Consider the following 15,685-nt stretch of genomic DNA (forward strand, 5'->3'; position numbering starts at 1 on the left):
GCCCCCACCAAGCGTTGAAGTTTATGACCCCAGTTGAATACCGGCAGGCGGCCTAGACTCCAGTCAAAACTGGCTCACCGAAGGGGGTAAGGACATAGTGGCTAGAATTGCCGTAAAAGGTGTCTAATCAGTAGATAAGCATTCATTACTGACCGTCTCTGGATGTTACCAGTATCTGTCGTTTTACCGCATTTGCAAAATCGCCTGTTCGATAGGTGGGGCTGGCGTTTGCACTTACTTTAAAACTTATTGATTTTCAAATGGTTACATAGACAGTTCAATCTGCATAGATTTGGTAAAAGCGCCGCCTGGCTGGGTGGCGTTTTCTTTGACAACATAGTTAGTAGAACAGTTACATCATGTAGAATAAACAGACGCCCCGGCCTTAGCCGGGGTTTTCTTTTTAGAGTGGTAGTATGCTATCTGGCAAACATGAGTCATCCTGCATTTTGAGATTGACTTAAAAAGCGAAAACCTTCCGAATTTAGTAATGCGAACGACTAACCGGAAGCGTGTGCTACAGACAGTAGTCGACAATTATTGAAACAAGTCGACTCTTTGAAGAAGCTCACGAATACAAGCACTCTTTCGTTTCATAAATCGCTCGCCCGTGAGACGAATGGGTGTTTCGGAATGTATGTTTCTCAAACTAGGCATATTTTTACCCCGGTGGACTTGATTGGTAACCTTGTCCACGCGTCCCCTACGTATCGGTTCTCCAACCTGACGCGTAGGGAGTTTTGTTTTTGACAGTTGACTACCTGATTTTCCCTGCTGGGTTGGACTTTCTACATTTGACTAGAGACGGTTTTTAGGCACATTTGGGGGCAAACCCGAAAGTACCCATGAAAAAAAGACCGCAACGGCGGACCGTGTGTGTTTGACGAGACGTTTAGAAAAATGGCCGTCGAGCTGTCCTATGCAAAAGGCTCTGTACAGGAGGCTGCCTACGAACTTGGTATAGACTCTAGTCGGATTACCAAATGGCGGCAGACTCATAAAAGCCCCGGCCAACTCACCACTACTGCCAACGGGCTGACTCAGGAGCAGCAACTGATCAGGCGACTGCAAAAGGAACTGAAAGAAGCTGAGCTTGAACGAGATATCTTAAAAAAGGCGGTCAGCATCTTCTCCAAGGGCGACAGGAAATCTTCCGATTTATAGCGGAACACGCCAGCCAGTATCCTACGGTCCGCCGCGCGGTTGAGAAGATGTGTAAGGTACTGAATGTGAGTAGCAGTGGCTACTACTATTGGCGTAAACACCCGGTCGGTGTCAGGCAGATAAAACACGATCAGTTACTGACACATATCCGGCAAGTTCACACACAAAGTCAGGGCCGGTATGGCAGTCCTCGGATCGCCAACGAGTTGCGGGATCGGGGCGTGAAGACTTCATAACCGGGTGGCCCGGCTCATGCGTAAAGAAGCTATTCGCAGTATCATGTACAAGAAGTACCGGGTTCAGACTACCAACTCAACGCATAATTATCCAGTAGCCAAGAACTTGTTAAACAGAGAGTTTACGGCAGAAAGGCCTGGCCAGAATCGGACCGCCGATGCGGTGGGTATCTGATATTACGTACATTCCCACGGATGAAGGCTGGTTATACTTGACCACCGTGCTGGATCTAGCGGACCGAAAAGTGATTGGTTGGGCATTGAGTGATAGTCTCAAAGCGGTTGATACGAGTGTGGCAGCATGGCGTATGGCGCTCAAAAACAGGGCGGTACAAGGCCAATTGCTTTTTCATTCGGATCAGGGTGTCCAATATGCCTGCACTGAGTTTCAGACTCAGTTGAAGGGTTTACCCGTGATACAAAGTATGACGGGGCCGCCCGTGCGGTCGAAAAGGCAACTGCTGGGATAACGCGGTAGCGGAGAGTTTTTTCAAAACATTTAAAAGTGAATTGGTAAATCATGTCGAATTCAAGACGCGGGCTGAAGCTCGATTAGCCACCTTTGAGTACATTGAGGTATGGTATAATCGCCGACGACGGCATTCAAGCCTGCATTACCAGACCCCGGCGCAACAAGAGTCCTATTTTTACACCGCTCCGATGGCTGCTTGAAAAAATCTCCAGTGTACTGTTGCAAGTCCAAGGGCTATCAGTGTAGTAATCATAATACCATGCAGGAAAATCCGCCTGTAGTGTTAGAACAGGTTTAGCCATTTCCCATAAAGGAGAATGAGACTTAGCTTAAGCCAGCAAAATAGGGTTTTGCATTTAAAGGGTCCTTAGAGCCTGCTTAGAAAAGGCTTAGAGTAATCCTGAAAGGTATTCATCTCATTCAACGCCTGTTTTCGTAGGGCACACACATGATCGTGTACAATTAAATGACGGTTTTCACACAAAACCAGCTAATTCAAGTGACGGTTACTTGTTACTGGAAACTCCGTAGATGCAGGCACCGCTTCCAGTAGGCTACGATCAGAAGCAGCTCTGCCTGCAAATCGGCGAACCTCTCTCCTTTTAGATGATACCCTTGAATCGTGCCCTGGTAAGCCTTCTCGACGAGTTCTTTGGTCGACCAGGTTGAGAAATAAACAAACGGAATCGCTTTCAGACGAAGCACCGGGTCGGCATCAATCCGATCCCGTAATTCAAATCCGTCCATGCCCGGCATGATTATATCGCACAAAATAACCAACGGTACTTCATTGGTCGTCTGTAAGTAGGCCAGGGCTTGCTGACCGTTTGTAAAAAAGCGAACTGGGTTACGAATTGAGGCTAGCCTGAGGGCTTTTTCGACTAAGTAGTGATAGTCAATATCATTCTCAATATGAATGATGGGCATTTGGTCGAATGGATCGACGTTGGTTGAATCAACCATTAGGTACGGGGAAAAGGATTCGTTGAGTGCACGCGTATTGGTAGAAGTCAGGCAGGTAAGTACACGCAGAATGTGGCTCCCTGCCCCAGACGGCTGTTGGCAGTGATACCCCCGCCGTGATTTTCGACCACCCGCTGACAGATCGACAGGCCCACGCCCGTACCCGCATACTCACTTCGGCCATTGAGCTGCTGAAACACTTGAAAAATACGATCCAGATATTTTTTGTCGAAGCCGATGCCGTCATCGGTCACGCTGATCTGGTGATAGAACGGAGCCACGGTGGCGGGTCGGACGTCAAGGGGCAACTCAGCGACGGAACGATAGAAATAGTCGACATGGATTTGGGGCGAATGGTCCGGCTCGGCAAATTTGATGGCGTTATCCAGCAGGTTGCCAAACAGCAGCCCTAGTTGCGGCTTATCACCTCTGGCTATGGGTAGTTCATCGACCGTAATCCGGGCACCGGTTTGCTGAATCACTTCGTGCATTCCTGCAATGACGCCTGCCATGATTGCATCCAGCGACACCGGGTCGAATACCTGCTGACGGGTGGACACGCAGGAGTAAGTCAGCAAATCCCGAATCAGCGCCGACATGCGCGCGGCCGCGTTGGTGATGCGGAGTAAATGATCACCGACCGAGGGTTCGGTGTGATCGGCCAGTTGTCCCCCCAGCAGGTCACCAAATGCCTGAATCTTCCGCAGGGGCTCTTGCAAATCGTGGCTGGCCACCTGGGCGAACTGCTGCAGGTTATCGTTCGAGCGTTGCAGATCCTGATTGGCCAGCAACAACTCCTGGGTGCGGGTTTGCACCCGGTTGTCTAGATCAGCGGTTAGGTCCCGGTAGCGCTGTTCGCTTAGCTGGAGTTGCTGACGGGCGATGTAGGTATCGGTGATATCGACGGCCATGTTTAGAATGGCGTATACCTGCCCCTGCCCATCCCGCAAGGGTTGGTAAACGAAATTGTACCAGCGGGTCTGCAGCCGACCATCGATCAGCAACCGGGCGGACTGTTCGGCGGTATGGTAGGTTTTTCCCGTTGCGTAGACGACGTTCAATAGCGGAATGAAGGGCTGATCGGCTAGTTCGGGCAGTGCCTCAGCTAGCTTCTGACCGATCACGGCCTTGGTTTTGCCCCACAGGTTAATCATCACATCGTTAGCCAGTGTGATAAGCAGATCGGCGGTTTCGTAGACGGCAATAGCAAAGGGAGCATCGGCTACCAGACTACGAAAACGTAACTCACTTTTATTAATTTCCTGCCGGGCCAGCACTTGCCCGGTTACCTCGACGGCCAGAATCAGAATCCCGGTAATCTGCTCATCAGCGGCCCGGATGGGGGAATAGCTGAAGTCGAAATAAACATTCTCCAGCCTACCCTGCCGGACAAGTTTGGCCAGCACCGCCGTCCCATGGAAGGGAAGGCCTGTCTCGTAGACGTTTTCCATGATCGCCATGAAGGGCTGCCCTTCCAGCTCCGGCAGCGCGTCAACGAGGGGTTTGCCCACGACCGAAGGGTCTTTGCCCCACACCTCCAACAGACGCTCGTTGCCTAGTTCGACGATCATATCCCGGCCCTTGAGTTGACCGATGGCCATGGGTGCCTGCTCGACAATGGTCCGAAACCGGGCTTCCCGCTCGGCAAGCTGCTGGCGAGTAATAACCTGACTCGTTACATCCAAAGCGACATTGATGACGCCATAGATCTGGCCTTTTTCATCAACAAGCGGATTGTAGGCGTGGTTGAACCAGACTTGTTTTGGCTGGCCGTTTTCGATAACCAGCGCCACGCCTTCCTGGTGCAGAAACGGCTCGCCCGTATCGAAGACGTGTTGTAGCTGGGCCAGAAACGGCTGGCCTTCCAGTTCAGGCATGGCCGTGTGCAAGGTGTTGCCGATCACGGCGTCGTCTTTGCCCCAGATCGCCAGCATGGGTGGGTTGACCTGCTGGATGATCATGTCGCGGCCAACGAAAACCGCCGTGGCCGCTGGTGTTGCCATGACTAGATCCTGAAAGCGAGCTTCGCTCGCCCGGAGTTGCCGCTGCAAGCGGGCTTGTTGAATCGTCTTTCGGCGCGCCGTCAGCAAGTTTACCACCTGCCTGGACAAAATCTTCAGGGCCGCTAACTGCCCCCCATCGAGCTGACGCACCTGGGAGTCAATCACGCAGAGTGACCCCATCGCCAGGCCGTCTTCATCTACCAGGGGTTCGCCGGCGTAAAAGACAATGTTAGGTTCGCCCGTAACGAGTGGATTGTGCCGGAAGCGTTCATCCTTGCGGGCGTCGGTAACAATCAGTGGCGTAGACGCGACGGGGATGTTGTGGGCACAGAATGAATCCTGGCGTGGGGTTTGGCTGAAGGCCAGTCCCCGTTTGGCTTTGAACCATTGCCGTTGCCCATCAACCAGGGTAATAAGTGCTACTGGGGTGCCGCAGATCTGGGCCGCCAGCAGGGTGATATCCTCGTATTCCTGTTCGGGTAGGGAATCTAAAATGTCATAGCTTTCCAGTGCGGCCAATCGCTTAGTTTCCTCATTCGACGGGAGCGTATTCATCCAGTGTATAAGTAACAGTTACGCTGGTAAAAATACAGCGAAGTCAGTACACTATCCAACTAGGCTACTGGCTAAATCGGGACGTGATAAACGACGACAATACCCACTGTTTAAGGTTGTTTGAATCAACGAAGGTAGTAGATCAGGCAAGGCCACCAGCAGCTACGAACAGCCTGATTAATCTATTTTTCTTACGCTGCTGCGTTCTCCATACTCCATTATCGTGCTCATCAACGCTCATTTGCGCTATATAGACGCTCTAGTTTGTCACCTACCTATTTTAAGCAGGCCTTTTCATAATCGAAACGCCCCAACCAGTTACGGTTGGGGCGTTTCGATTATCGACGAGTCAGAAAAAAAAAAGCTTGGTATTGTAGCCAGGCTACTGGTATTGGCATACGGCTCCAGGCTACTACTATATTTAGCCACGTCTGTGCCGTATTCACAAGAAAACGCTTAAACCTGGTCGTTTGGCCTTAGAGTCCAATTTGCGCCTGAATGAAGGCATGGAATTGAACGGTCAGCTGTTGGTCGATTACCTCGGCTGCGATGGCCTGGGAATGGACCAAATCAGTCCAAGAGCGTCCAATGGCGAAGGTTTCCAGTAAGTCGGCTAGTAACTCGTCCGATAACGCATCAATATCAAAGCCAAGGCGATCAGTCATAAACTGGCGAGTGATAGCACTAAAATAAGTTTGTCAAGACCCCACCAATAACAAGGCCAAACACAAGGCTGCGCCAGTAACTGGCCCTAACAGATCAGATTGAGTGTCATTCATCGGTGGTACTTCGTGATGCCTTATCAACCTCGTTAGGCGCTTTAGGGATTCAAGCAAATAGTGCGTCGACTACCAATACTACTGAGATCCGATATAAATACATCCTCTTGTTTCGTCTCAGAAAATGCTCATTCATCATTCAGGCCGGGGTGTCCAGTATAGTTCAGGGGCTCATGTAGCCCGGCTTCGGAAAGCAGGCATTGGAATTATTATGACCGTATCCGGCAATCCCACCCGCTCGGCCGGAGCTTTCTCGACGCTCCGGCCGAGCGGGTGTTTCGTAGTTTGAAGTACGACTTCCGGCTGCATGGCTTTGTTGATTTTGGCTTGGCCGAGACAGCCGTTGGACAAGCCATTCGGACTTATAATTCGCTGCGCCCCCATGCATCACTGGATTGCCAGACCGCACCGGCGGCCCGGTCCAAATCAGGCTCACCGGCAAGTTGGTCATCAGCGGCTAAAGTGGTATTCTTACAGCGGCGGCCGCCTTTGTAGACTATTTCAGTAGCATACGAAAGCCCTACAATAGACCTTCTTTTCAGCCGATATTTCACAAATAATTCTTCCACAATGACCAGCAGTATGATGATAATACCAGAAACAATGGCAATGAGGAGATGCTCCATTTATAAAGTTTACGTTATGCTGTCGGATAAGACTCGCCAGTCGCTGGTTGCTGGACGTTCTGGAGGCTGGTAACGCTGCCCTGACTTCCTCCCTGAATGACCGTAAACGAACCATCGGTTTCCAGCACAACCGCTGTTACGTCTTCCAGCCGGGCCACGCCTGAACCGCGTATGGCGGCCAGGACTTCCCCCTCGGCAACCCGCTCCCGGCGCAACGCCAGCCAGAGATATTGCCCCTGGTGAAGCAGCAAAGTAGGTTCACTTTTTATTACCCGCTGAAACCAGGGCCAGCGGATGGACAGCCAGGCAACGCTGTATTGCAGGGCAATCAGCAGGGCCAACGCAGTAAGGCCATCGGCCAGGCCCGTTTGCCGCGAGATAAGAATAGTCGATAAGGTCGAACCCAGCGAGACCGTTACGACCAGGTCAAAGGCGTTCATTTTCGAGAGGGTACGTTTTCACGAACTGCGTAGAAAAAATAGTAAACCGGCGTAGGCCAGCACACCCACAAATAAAGCGCGCCCGATGCTTTCCCAGCCCTTGAAGACCCAGTCGTGCAGAGTTGCGGCTACGTCGGTCATGTGTTCCTGACCATTTAACGAGGGAGAGGTCTTAGCTTTAGCCGGTGGCCGCGATAAGATGGCCGGACCATCGCTGCCGGGCTGGTTTTCCAGTAAGACAACCGTGTGCGGAAACGGCATATCGATACTGGCTTTGTCGAGGGCCAGTTTAATGCCCGTCACCACCTGGTCGCTTACTTTCAGGGCATTGGCCTGCTGGGACTCGACCCAGAAAAAGACCGTCAGGTTCACCGACGAACCCGCCAGTTCGGTGACGTATACCCAGGGGCCGGGGTCTTTCAGGACGCCTTCGATGCCGTCCAGTACACCGTGAATGACACTGCGGGCTTCCTCAATCGAATCGGGATAGCCAATGCCCACCACGAACTTAATGCGCCGTTTGGGATAGGCCGTCCGAACCAGGATAGAACTGGTATACACGTCGCCATTGGGCAGAATGGCCCGCTCACCATCGTAGGTTTTGAGCCGCGTCGAGCGCATGTTGATTTCCTCAACCGTCCCTTCGTAGTCTTTGACTTTTACCTGGTCGCCGACTTTGAAGGGTCGACGCCATAGAATCAGGATACCGGCAAAGAAATTCTGGAGAATATCTTTGAAGGCAAACCCAATAGCCACTGACGTAACGCCCAGCCCCGCAATGATGTCGCCGGGCTTGAAGGAGGGAAAAATAACTACGCAGGTCGCCAGAAAGCCGATGATGGTAATCAGCGTACTGGCAATGCGGCTTACCAGACTGGCCAGCGTATCATCTATCGAGTGACTCTGCACGGCCACTTTGTTAATGACTTTCTTGACACCTTTACCGAGCAGCCAGAACAGCAGAAAAACGACCGCGCCAACAATGAGATAAGGCAGTCGTTCAACGATTCCTTTCATAAAATCGCGAACGGTGTGCCAGAATAGAATCAGGGCATCATTGACCGTAAAGGGCGGTTCGCTGACCCGGGGCGGCTGAAAAAAACTCCAAGCTAAAAGCATTATAGTGCGGTTGAAAAAGTTCCTTATTGGCTGACGAGCGAGTCCGGGAGGATATGGGCAGGCTTATAAAACATGACCAACGTACCGAGCCGCTTATTCGGCGAGGTGACTGGTGCCGACAGTTCATAGAGCGCACTACTCTTAAAATAAACATCATCGTGCTGGAGCATATCGGCGGGAAATCGGCTGGCAAAGGGAATACCCTGATTTTTCTTGTTGGTCGAAATCGTCACTTGTCCAGCCGGGTCAACCAGTAGCATTTCCCTGATGCCCCGGTCTTTAACCAGGGTATTGAAGTACTCGTTGATTTCACCGGCTTTGTTCTGTAGCAACGCATTACGAACCGCCCAGACAAAGGTTTTCATACCAAACCGGAGTTGTTGCCGGTCATTGGCGAGTTGATTTTTCCGTACGGTTTTCCGTATCTCGCTGCGTTCCCGCTCGAACTCACTCGACAGGACTATTTTTCTGTAGAGCAAATAGCCTACGCCCAAAACCAGCAGGGCAATGACGCCGTAGAGTACGTACAATAGGTTTGGGCTGGGCTTCGTTGTTGGGTGCTTGGTTCGCTGGTCGGTAGCCATCAGGAAAAAGGATTATAATGAACGTGCGGTTAACCATTCGTCATTTTTGTTGACGTGCCGGTTGTTGAGTTAGGGCCCAATCAACCTGAGTGTCAATTGGGGAAGTCGCGCATAAACTAACGATTCACCTGACTGGGAAAGTCGTTGGTTCGGGCGCTTGCTATCCATTAATACTTATCCGCCCTGTACCCGTATTTTTCGAAAATCAGGTTAACCGCCTGCCTGATTTTATTCTCCTCGCGGTCAAAGCCATTGCCATTGGTTATGCCTGAGGCCAAGCCCCGCCAGACAGACTGCCCGGTTTTCATGTCGATCACATCGACAATGATTGGCCCAGCCTTTACTTCATACGTCGTGGCGTCTTCGGGTTCACGTACTTCATTCTGGCCAAAGTAGGTAGTGCTCGGGTAAATCACTGACGGGTTGTTCACTGCCCACCCCGCTGTGCCCTTCGGCCGACTGATTTTCCAGTCCATTTGTCGAAATGGACTGTTTAGCCCGAATGATGTCTTCCCGGTCTTCACTTTCCATCGTGTTTTAATTGATAGGCTGGTCTACAGTTTCCATCGGCTGCTCATGCTCAAGGCGCTCGTCCGTCGAAACATCGGTTCGCTGGGTTAATTGCTGCTTTTTTAGCGCTACGGCAATGGGACTGCCGTAGAAATAAAACAGCTTCTGCCGTAGCCCACGGGCTTTTTTTACGTCGTTCACCATGTCGATGAACTCGTGAAAGTTGATGTGAATCGGGTTGGCTTTATTGCCGATGTTCGTGGTGATGCCGTAGACGGGTGCTTCGTCTTCCGGCTCATACGTACCCAGCAGCCGGTCCCAGAAAATAAACGTCGCCCCGTAGTTTTTGTCGATGTATTTTTCCTGCGATCCGTGGTGAACCCGGTGATTCGACGGCGTAGCGAAAATAAATTCGACCCATCGGGGCAACCGACGGATGTATTCGGTATGCACCCAAAACTGAAACAGAACTGCGATCTGACTGACGGTAAAGAACACAATGGGATGAAAGCCAATCAGCGCTACGGGCAGAAAAAAAATAATCTTTAAATTCTGAATCCAACTCAGCCGGAAGGAAACCGTCAGGTTGTAATGCTCACTCGAATGATGCACCACGTGGGTTGTCCACCAGAACCGGCGTTCGTGGGAGATGCGGTGGGCCCAGTAGCTGAAAAAGTCAAAAATAACGTAGCAGGGAATGAACGTCCACCATTGAAGTGTCATGCGCCAGGGAAGCAGGTTGTATATCCAGACGACTCCGTACAGCAGCGCGAATTTCAGGCCGGTACCAATCACGACGGAGCCGATGCCCACCAGCGTAGACCCAATTGTCTCCTGTCGGTTGTAGTACGGTTTCTCCTGAAGGTAGGTAACTAAAATCTCGACGCCCGTCAGTAAAAACATGATCGGCGCAGCCCAGATAATTAGGTTAGGCGCGGCTTTCTCGACGGTCCAGAGCTGCTCTAGCGGAATAACCGGCGCGCCAAATAAGACTTCGTGCATACTAAGGAAAAGATGTCATTGTTAAGTTGCTTTGTCAGGTATTTTGACCCGGTAGGTTAATCCAGGCGGGTACTAAGCAACGTATTGAACAACCTGTTTTCTGATACTTTATAGTCACTCTATTTAGATTGAAAACAACGCCTGAAACCACCATTTCCGGTCGTTTCAGGCGTTATCCGTTACGTCAACTACTTCGTTGAATACGTCACGTCATCGTCATCGCGCTGCGGCTTAGTCGTATCGTCGATGTCTACTTCGGTTTTGCTAACCGTATCCCGGACCACTTCGTCGCGCTGAGTTACGTCTTTGCCGACCGAGATTTCCTCAACGACCGTTGCCGTTTTCGACACCACGGGTACTTCTTGGTGTTCAGTCATCTCGACCTGACCTTCTGTGAAGGCATCCAGGTCGGCAGCCGTAGCCGGACGGTTAACCGCATTGCGCTGTACGGTGACCCGTTCTTCGCGCAGGCGGATGCTTTCTTCAACCGGCTTCGCCACGATCCGGCTGCGAAGCCGCACCCCACCCGTCTCGACGGTACGCTTGCCTACCTCCAGATTTTCCTCGATAACCTTGATGGTCTGATCGCCCGTTGGCTGGTCCGTATCGAGCAGGGCTGCCCCCATCGACGCACTGGGTTTGTTGGTCAGGCTGTCAACGACGGGGGTCCGTTCGTTGACATTGACGGCACCGGCATCATCCAGAATATTGGCCGCTTTTTCGGCTTCATCTTCCGTCTGAACATGAACCGTCACCAGCGAACCGCTTTCAGTGGCCCGGGCGTATCGGTTCGCGTCGTCGTCTTCATCGCCGAAAAGCGAACTGAAAAAATTACCAATACTGCTACCCGACTCAGTATCATCGTCGGTACGGGTCGTCGTGTATTGATTCGAGGTGGTATCGCCATAGGCGGCCGATGAATCGGACCGGAGTGACAGATCGATGTTCTGGCGTGTGATACCCGCATTGACCAGGTTTTCAACGGCCTGCCGGGCTTCGGATGCGTTATCAAAAACGCCAAGGACTGTAAGTGCCATAACTGAGATTTGTTTTTACTGGTAAGAAATGAGTTAGGGTAACATATAACGACGAGTAAGCCGATGCATTCATAGCATCGGCTTACTCGGAACGTTCGGTTGAGGGCAACGCCGTGCGCTCGATAGTTATCGCTTCCTCCCGGAGCGAAACCGTCTGCGTATCGGTTGTTTCAGACTGTCGTCTGGTAATCCGGATTTCTTCCACCAGCCGCAGTCGTTTCAGCACAACAATCTCTTCTTTGAGTACCGGGTAAATCGTCGTGTCGCCTTCCTGCCGTACGGCTGGTGCCTCATCGACAAGTTGATCGACGATCACCCGCTCGACGATCACCTCTTCCCGAAGCAGGGGGGTCTGAACGGCCTGCTCGTGCTGATGAACCGTTTTGGTGAGTGTAACGCGACCCGTTTCAACGACCCGTTTACCGACCTGAAGCTGTTCGCTGATCAGTGGAATTGTCAGAAACGCGGCCTCGCTGCGCTGAAGTGGAACAGCCGGGTCAGCCGGGTTCAACGTTTCGTTACCCTGTTCGTTGGTTGGTTTCTGAGGAATCATAGCGTAATCGGTGACAGGCTGCGTTGAGCCGACAGCCTGGAATTGATGGATGCGCCAGGGCAACATCAACCAGTCGAAAACTTTGAGTGGGTATCAGCGTCAGCGAAAGGGCGGGGACGTGCTCAAGCCGCCCTCATCACCAGGTTCGGTTGATTCAGTCGGAAAGTGATCCCGCTTCTTCGAACAGCTTTTCTATCGTAGCGTCTCCTGAACCGGACGGTCGTACGCATCGTGGTCGTCTTTGGAATCAGTACCCAGTTTGGCACCAAAGCCCGACGCGACTACGCCAATCAACAGCCCAAAAAAGCCGTATATCGCTGCTTTCGACGCGGCCGAAGCCGCATCGTCGGCGATGTGGCGGGCTTTCACTTCCGCTTCTTTCGTGGTCTGCTTAAATTGGGCGGCTGCCTGTTGATACGTATTGATCCAGTTGTCGACAAGCTGTTCTGATTCGGCCCGGCTTTTACCGGTCCGTTTCATCACGACATTGACAGCATCCTCCCGATCAACCTGATTGGCCGTTGCCTGCCCCTGCTTGAAGAGTCGGCTGAAAAAGTTGCCGGCAATGTCGTCGGCCGCCTGTGGGTTGGCTGCGGCCCGGTCGGCGGCATCGCCCGCCTGGCTGGAAGCCTGATTTGCCTTACGCTCCAGCGCGTTGGGGTTCAGGGCCGGATCGCCTGTCTGACGCAATGCGGAGTTGACCTCATTTTTCAGGTCTGTCAGATTCATATCATCCAGATTGATCCCGTTCGCCTGAAGCTGGTCCTGAACGGCGTTACCGATACCGGGTGCGACAGCGGCAATCCCCGACCCGGCCGTTTTAACGATTCCACTCATTAGCCGCCCTACCCCGCCGATAATGCTGCCCAGCGTGGTGGTTAAGAAATAAATGGTCAGTAGCGTAACCAGGCACCAGGTCAGTACGCCGTGAATCATACCATCGAACGAGCGGGGCGTACTGCCCAGCCGACCGGCCACCCAGCTGCCGATAAACAGCGAAAGCAAACTGCTGACAATATACCAGATGGCACTGCCGATGCCCAAGCCCGCCATCGGGTTGCGCTCTTCAACGGGGTCAATCGTGCCCAGACCGATGCCCAAACCCAGCAGGGTCAGGAGAATTTGGGTCACAATGGCTACCAGCACGCCGGCGAAAACGGCACTCCAGGAAATTCGATTCATAAAGCCGACTCGGGCCGGGCTGTCGGGGTATACTACTGTTCTTTCCATAACGTGTTAATTAGTCAGTTGAGTAAGACAGAAAAACGAAGCCACGCTGTCATTGGCCATTTCACGGCATTGAATGCATTGACACGTATCAGTCAAATCAGAAGTAACGGGGGCAGGTAGAATCGAACCTGTGAATGAGGCAATGAACAGTCAGGCTAGCCCTTAGGCTATCCGTCATCCGAACGGGGGCAGGAGGCAGCAAAACTAGCTCCTGCAGGTAAGTAAGCCTATGAGCGTTGTCACTATAGGCTATGATGGATGTCATTTAATCACCTGTTCTGATAGCTAACCGACAGTAGGCGACCTGGCAGGGTTGTTTCCGGCAGCAATGGCCTACGCTGCCGGGCAAGTTCGTCTTGTCTGTACCGTTCTTCCGCTTCTAACAGAGAAGCCGAAGAACGTTTTATAACAATTCTGTTATGATGATCTCGACGCGCCGGTTCCGCTGCCGCCCTTTGGCCGTCTGATTGGTCGCAATAGGTTCATCCTGCCCCTCATTGCTGGTCGTAATCCGGTTGGCACCAATGCCTGCTTCAACCAGTGCCTGTTTGACGAAACTGGCGCGGACCGCTGAAAGCGGTTTGTTGACGGACTCAAGCCCGACGCTGTCCGTATAACCCACAACCCGGATATGCAGGGCCGGGTACGTTTTCATGATCTGAGCTAAATCAGTTACCTCAGCCTGGGCATCGGGGGTAATTCGCGCGGTGTTCGTGGCAAACCGGAGTTCATCGAAGAGAAACGATTTGTTGGGACGGCTACCCTTGGTGGACAGATACCGGGCCAACTGATACGCGAAGGCTTTATCAGTCAGCAACAGTTTACGGCCACCGGGTGCATCGACCACTACGCGCACGATCGGCCCGGCGGGGGGGGCAGTCACGCCCAGAACGACTACGTCGATCCGGCGGTTTTGTTCGCGACCGGTCGCCGTTTGGTTGGTGGCGACCAACATGGTATCACCCCGCTCCCGTGTGGCGACACGGCTCGGCTCGATACCACCGGCAACCAAGGCCTCTTTAACCGCTTCAGCCCGTTCGCCGGACAGGGCGTCATTCTGGGCGTCGGTACCGGTGTTATCCGTGTTACCTTCCACGCGGATGCGAAGCGAGGGGTAGGCCTGCATGATCTGGATCAGATCGTTTACGTTGGGGCGTGACTCAGCCGTAATCCGGGCCGAACCGGGTTCAAAGGTCAGGTTGTCAAACGCAAACACCCGGGGGTATTGGCCGTCTTTGGCGGCCAGATATTGAATCAGGGCGTAGTTGAAGGAACGTTCGGCCACGTTTACTTTTCGCCCGCCCGGCAGATCAACGCCGACCTTTACGTCGGGTATGCCCGAGCCGGATTCATTCCCATCCAGATCGCTGGCCAGGGTGTCGGTAGGTGTCACGACCACAGGCTGGTCGGCCTGGTCAGTGGTGGTTTTATCCGGGCCACAGGCGCGTAGCAACAATAAAATCAGCAAAATCAGGCCGAGGGCAATCAGCAGCCACTGCCACCACAGTAAGCCACCGCCCGGGGCGGCATCTTCCCGAACGGGGACCGCTGGTGTGGGGGCCGTGTAAGCCGTACCCATAAACCAGGCCAGTGGAAGGCCAAACACAACCGGCGTGACCGACCGGGTAGCCTCGATTCCGCTGTTGAGCATGGCGGCCAGTTGCGCTTCGGTCATACCGTTGCTTACGACCTGTCGGTGCAGGAAGCCCAGCAGTACCGAAGCCACCAGCCCCGTCAGGGTAGTCGCCGACCCCAAACTCATGCCACTGTACCGGCTTGTTTCCTAAGCGACCTGGTGAATCCGCTGATCGTATAATTTTCGGAGCAGGTCGTTGCCCGATTCGGCGGCTTTCTGCCGTTCACTGCTGGTATCCACCAGTTGACTGATGGTTGGTTCGGTGGCAAAAAGCGTATTCGTCAGTAGCTGGTACAGTACGTTAGCCCCCGCTCTGTCGGTTACCCGGTTCATAACCCCCGCCGTAACAGTGGGTAGTAGTCCATCAATCGCTTTTTGGGTATTGGCTTTGTTTTCATTCAGACTGCGGGCCAATTCATTAACCGCTGACGGGTTAAAAACGGACCACAGGTGGTCCAGTGGCAGTGTCGTCATACGTACTTGTCGTGTAAGGCTTGCGGATTCGGGGGGGCGCCTAGCCGTCAGACACCTTTTTGGAATGGGAGTAGATCCATCAGGCGATTCCTGGACTGATGCAGGATTTCGTTGACTAACCGAGTAGGCATGGATCGCAAAAGTAAAGGTGCCCGTTAGCGAAAAACTATGATGCCCGTCAGCACCCGACCTGATGCTTCGCAGGCGTATACCTGATCGATAGCCGCAGTAGCAGCCTAATAAATGAAGTTTAGTAAATTAGCTTGCCTGCGAATAGGCCGAATAAATGGCTGACTTTTCAC

17 protein-coding genes and 2 pseudogenes are annotated in these 15,685 nt (G+C 52.7%); 4 read left to right on the plus strand and 15 right to left on the minus strand.

Features of this window, described 5'->3' with window-relative positions:
* Positions 1-876: 876 nt before the first annotated feature.
* The 4 genes and pseudogenes from CLV58_RS29300 to CLV58_RS29315 form a co-directional block, all read left to right on the plus strand.
* Positions 877-1,164: a transposase gene (locus tag CLV58_RS29300; protein WP_425443559.1), complete on the plus strand. Its 288-nt coding sequence runs from the start codon at positions 877-879 to the stop codon at positions 1,162-1,164.
* Between the two features lie 47 nt (positions 1,165-1,211).
* Positions 1,212-1,400, plus strand: a complete 189-nt coding sequence (locus CLV58_RS29305) for an IS3 family transposase (protein WP_425443560.1) — start codon at positions 1,212-1,214, stop codon at positions 1,398-1,400.
* A gap of 158 nt (positions 1,401-1,558) precedes the next feature.
* A pseudogene (locus tag CLV58_RS29310) lies at positions 1,559-1,870 on the plus strand (transposase); the annotation flags it as partial.
* Positions 1,860-2,072, plus strand: a pseudogene (locus tag CLV58_RS29315) (integrase core domain-containing protein); the annotation flags it as partial. The pseudogenes CLV58_RS29310 and CLV58_RS29315, both read left to right, overlap by 11 nt.
* Positions 2,073-2,385: 313 nt before the next feature.
* On the opposite strand, the gene CLV58_RS25250 reads toward CLV58_RS29315, so the two are convergent.
* The 15 genes from CLV58_RS25250 to CLV58_RS25315 all read right to left on the minus strand — a co-directional run bounded on the left by CLV58_RS25250 (position 2,386) and on the right by CLV58_RS25315 (position 15,383).
* Complete coding sequence (locus CLV58_RS25250) at positions 2,386-2,835, minus strand: response regulator (RefSeq protein WP_106140623.1); 450 nt, start codon at positions 2,833-2,835, stop codon at positions 2,386-2,388.
* Between the two features lie 47 nt (positions 2,836-2,882).
* Positions 2,883-5,393: a PAS domain-containing protein gene (locus CLV58_RS25255; protein ID WP_106140624.1), complete on the minus strand. Its 2,511-nt coding sequence runs from the start codon at positions 5,391-5,393 to the stop codon at positions 2,883-2,885.
* 476 nt (positions 5,394-5,869) lie between these two features.
* Positions 5,870-6,058 carry a hypothetical protein gene (locus CLV58_RS25260; protein ID WP_106140625.1) on the minus strand — a complete coding sequence of 63 codons (189 nt, stop codon included), beginning with the start codon at positions 6,056-6,058 and terminating at the stop codon, positions 5,870-5,872.
* A gap of 476 nt (positions 6,059-6,534) precedes the next feature.
* Entirely contained in the window at positions 6,535-6,798 is a 264-nt protein-coding gene (locus CLV58_RS25265; RefSeq protein ID WP_106140626.1) for a hypothetical protein, read from the minus strand.
* A 14-nt stretch (positions 6,799-6,812) separates the two neighbouring features.
* The gene (locus CLV58_RS25270; protein WP_245882463.1) at positions 6,813-7,238 is read right to left on the minus strand and encodes a DUF421 domain-containing protein; all 426 of its coding nucleotides are present in this window, start codon (positions 7,236-7,238) and stop codon (positions 6,813-6,815) included.
* An 18-nt stretch (positions 7,239-7,256) separates the two neighbouring features.
* Positions 7,257-8,357 (minus strand): mechanosensitive ion channel family protein, encoded by a 1,101-nt coding sequence (locus CLV58_RS25275; protein WP_245882464.1) that lies wholly within the window; start codon positions 8,355-8,357, stop codon positions 7,257-7,259.
* 23 nt (positions 8,358-8,380) lie between these two features.
* Entirely contained in the window at positions 8,381-8,941 is a 561-nt protein-coding gene (locus CLV58_RS25280) for a hypothetical protein (RefSeq protein ID WP_106140627.1), read from the minus strand.
* 167 nt (positions 8,942-9,108) lie between these two features.
* Positions 9,109-9,357, minus strand: coding sequence for a DUF4136 domain-containing protein (locus CLV58_RS25285; protein WP_245882465.1), 249 nt, complete (start codon positions 9,355-9,357; stop codon positions 9,109-9,111).
* Complete coding sequence (locus CLV58_RS28880; RefSeq protein ID WP_245882466.1) at positions 9,320-9,472, minus strand: hypothetical protein; 153 nt, start codon at positions 9,470-9,472, stop codon at positions 9,320-9,322. The genes CLV58_RS25285 and CLV58_RS28880 overlap by 38 nt, the downstream gene beginning before the upstream one ends.
* Before the next feature lie 6 nt (positions 9,473-9,478).
* Entirely contained in the window at positions 9,479-10,453 is a 975-nt protein-coding gene (locus tag CLV58_RS25290; RefSeq protein ID WP_106140629.1) for a sterol desaturase family protein, read from the minus strand.
* A gap of 188 nt (positions 10,454-10,641) precedes the next feature.
* Positions 10,642-11,490, minus strand: coding sequence for a YsnF/AvaK domain-containing protein (locus tag CLV58_RS25295; protein ID WP_106140630.1), 849 nt, complete (start codon positions 11,488-11,490; stop codon positions 10,642-10,644).
* Positions 11,491-11,572: 82 nt separating this feature from the next.
* Positions 11,573-12,043 (minus strand): YsnF/AvaK domain-containing protein, encoded by a 471-nt coding sequence (locus CLV58_RS25300; protein ID WP_106140660.1) that lies wholly within the window; start codon positions 12,041-12,043, stop codon positions 11,573-11,575.
* 192 nt (positions 12,044-12,235) lie between these two features.
* Positions 12,236-13,273, minus strand: a complete 1,038-nt coding sequence (locus CLV58_RS25305) for a hypothetical protein (protein WP_106140631.1) — start codon at positions 13,271-13,273, stop codon at positions 12,236-12,238.
* A 403-nt stretch (positions 13,274-13,676) separates the two neighbouring features.
* Positions 13,677-15,035 (minus strand): OmpA family protein, encoded by a 1,359-nt coding sequence (locus tag CLV58_RS25310; RefSeq protein WP_106140632.1) that lies wholly within the window; start codon positions 15,033-15,035, stop codon positions 13,677-13,679.
* Between the two features lie 21 nt (positions 15,036-15,056).
* The gene (locus CLV58_RS25315; RefSeq protein WP_106140633.1) at positions 15,057-15,383 is read right to left on the minus strand and encodes a DUF937 domain-containing protein; all 327 of its coding nucleotides are present in this window, start codon (positions 15,381-15,383) and stop codon (positions 15,057-15,059) included.
* Between the last annotated feature and the right edge of the window lie 302 nt (positions 15,384-15,685).

It is taken from the genome of Spirosoma oryzae (assembly GCF_003002825.1).
GTDB lineage: Bacteria > Bacteroidota > Bacteroidia > Cytophagales > Spirosomataceae > Spirosoma > Spirosoma oryzae.

Coding starts and splice junctions, on each gene's coding strand:
- CLV58_RS25275 (WP_245882464.1), bottom strand. CDS start 8,357: ATGCTTTTAGCTTGGAGTTTTTTTCAGCCGCCCCGGGTCAGCGAACCG.
- CLV58_RS25280 (WP_106140627.1), bottom strand. CDS start 8,941: ATGGCTACCGACCAGCGAACCAAGCACCCAACAACGAAGCCCAGCCCA.
- CLV58_RS28880 (WP_245882466.1), bottom strand. CDS start 9,472: ATGGAAAGTGAAGACCGGGAAGACATCATTCGGGCTAAACAGTCCATT.
- CLV58_RS25305 (WP_106140631.1), bottom strand. CDS start 13,273: ATGGAAAGAACAGTAGTATACCCCGACAGCCCGGCCCGAGTCGGCTTT.
- CLV58_RS25260 (WP_106140625.1), bottom strand. CDS start 6,058: ATGACTGATCGCCTTGGCTTTGATATTGATGCGTTATCGGACGAGTTA.
- CLV58_RS25250 (WP_106140623.1), bottom strand. CDS start 2,835: ATGGTTGATTCAACCAACGTCGATCCATTCGACCAAATGCCCATCATT.
- CLV58_RS25300 (WP_106140660.1), bottom strand. CDS start 12,043: ATGATTCCTCAGAAACCAACCAACGAACAGGGTAACGAAACGTTGAAC.
- CLV58_RS25255 (WP_106140624.1), bottom strand. CDS start 5,393: ATGAATACGCTCCCGTCGAATGAGGAAACTAAGCGATTGGCCGCACTG.
- CLV58_RS25310 (WP_106140632.1), bottom strand. CDS start 15,035: ATGAGTTTGGGGTCGGCGACTACCCTGACGGGGCTGGTGGCTTCGGTA.
- CLV58_RS25290 (WP_106140629.1), bottom strand. CDS start 10,453: ATGCACGAAGTCTTATTTGGCGCGCCGGTTATTCCGCTAGAGCAGCTC.
- CLV58_RS29305 (WP_425443560.1), top strand. CDS start 1,212: ATGTGTAAGGTACTGAATGTGAGTAGCAGTGGCTACTACTATTGGCGT.
- CLV58_RS25265 (WP_106140626.1), bottom strand. CDS start 6,798: ATGGAGCATCTCCTCATTGCCATTGTTTCTGGTATTATCATCATACTG.
- CLV58_RS25315 (WP_106140633.1), bottom strand. CDS start 15,383: ATGACGACACTGCCACTGGACCACCTGTGGTCCGTTTTTAACCCGTCA.
- CLV58_RS25295 (WP_106140630.1), bottom strand. CDS start 11,490: ATGGCACTTACAGTCCTTGGCGTTTTTGATAACGCATCCGAAGCCCGG.
- CLV58_RS25270 (WP_245882463.1), bottom strand. CDS start 7,238: ATGAACGCCTTTGACCTGGTCGTAACGGTCTCGCTGGGTTCGACCTTA.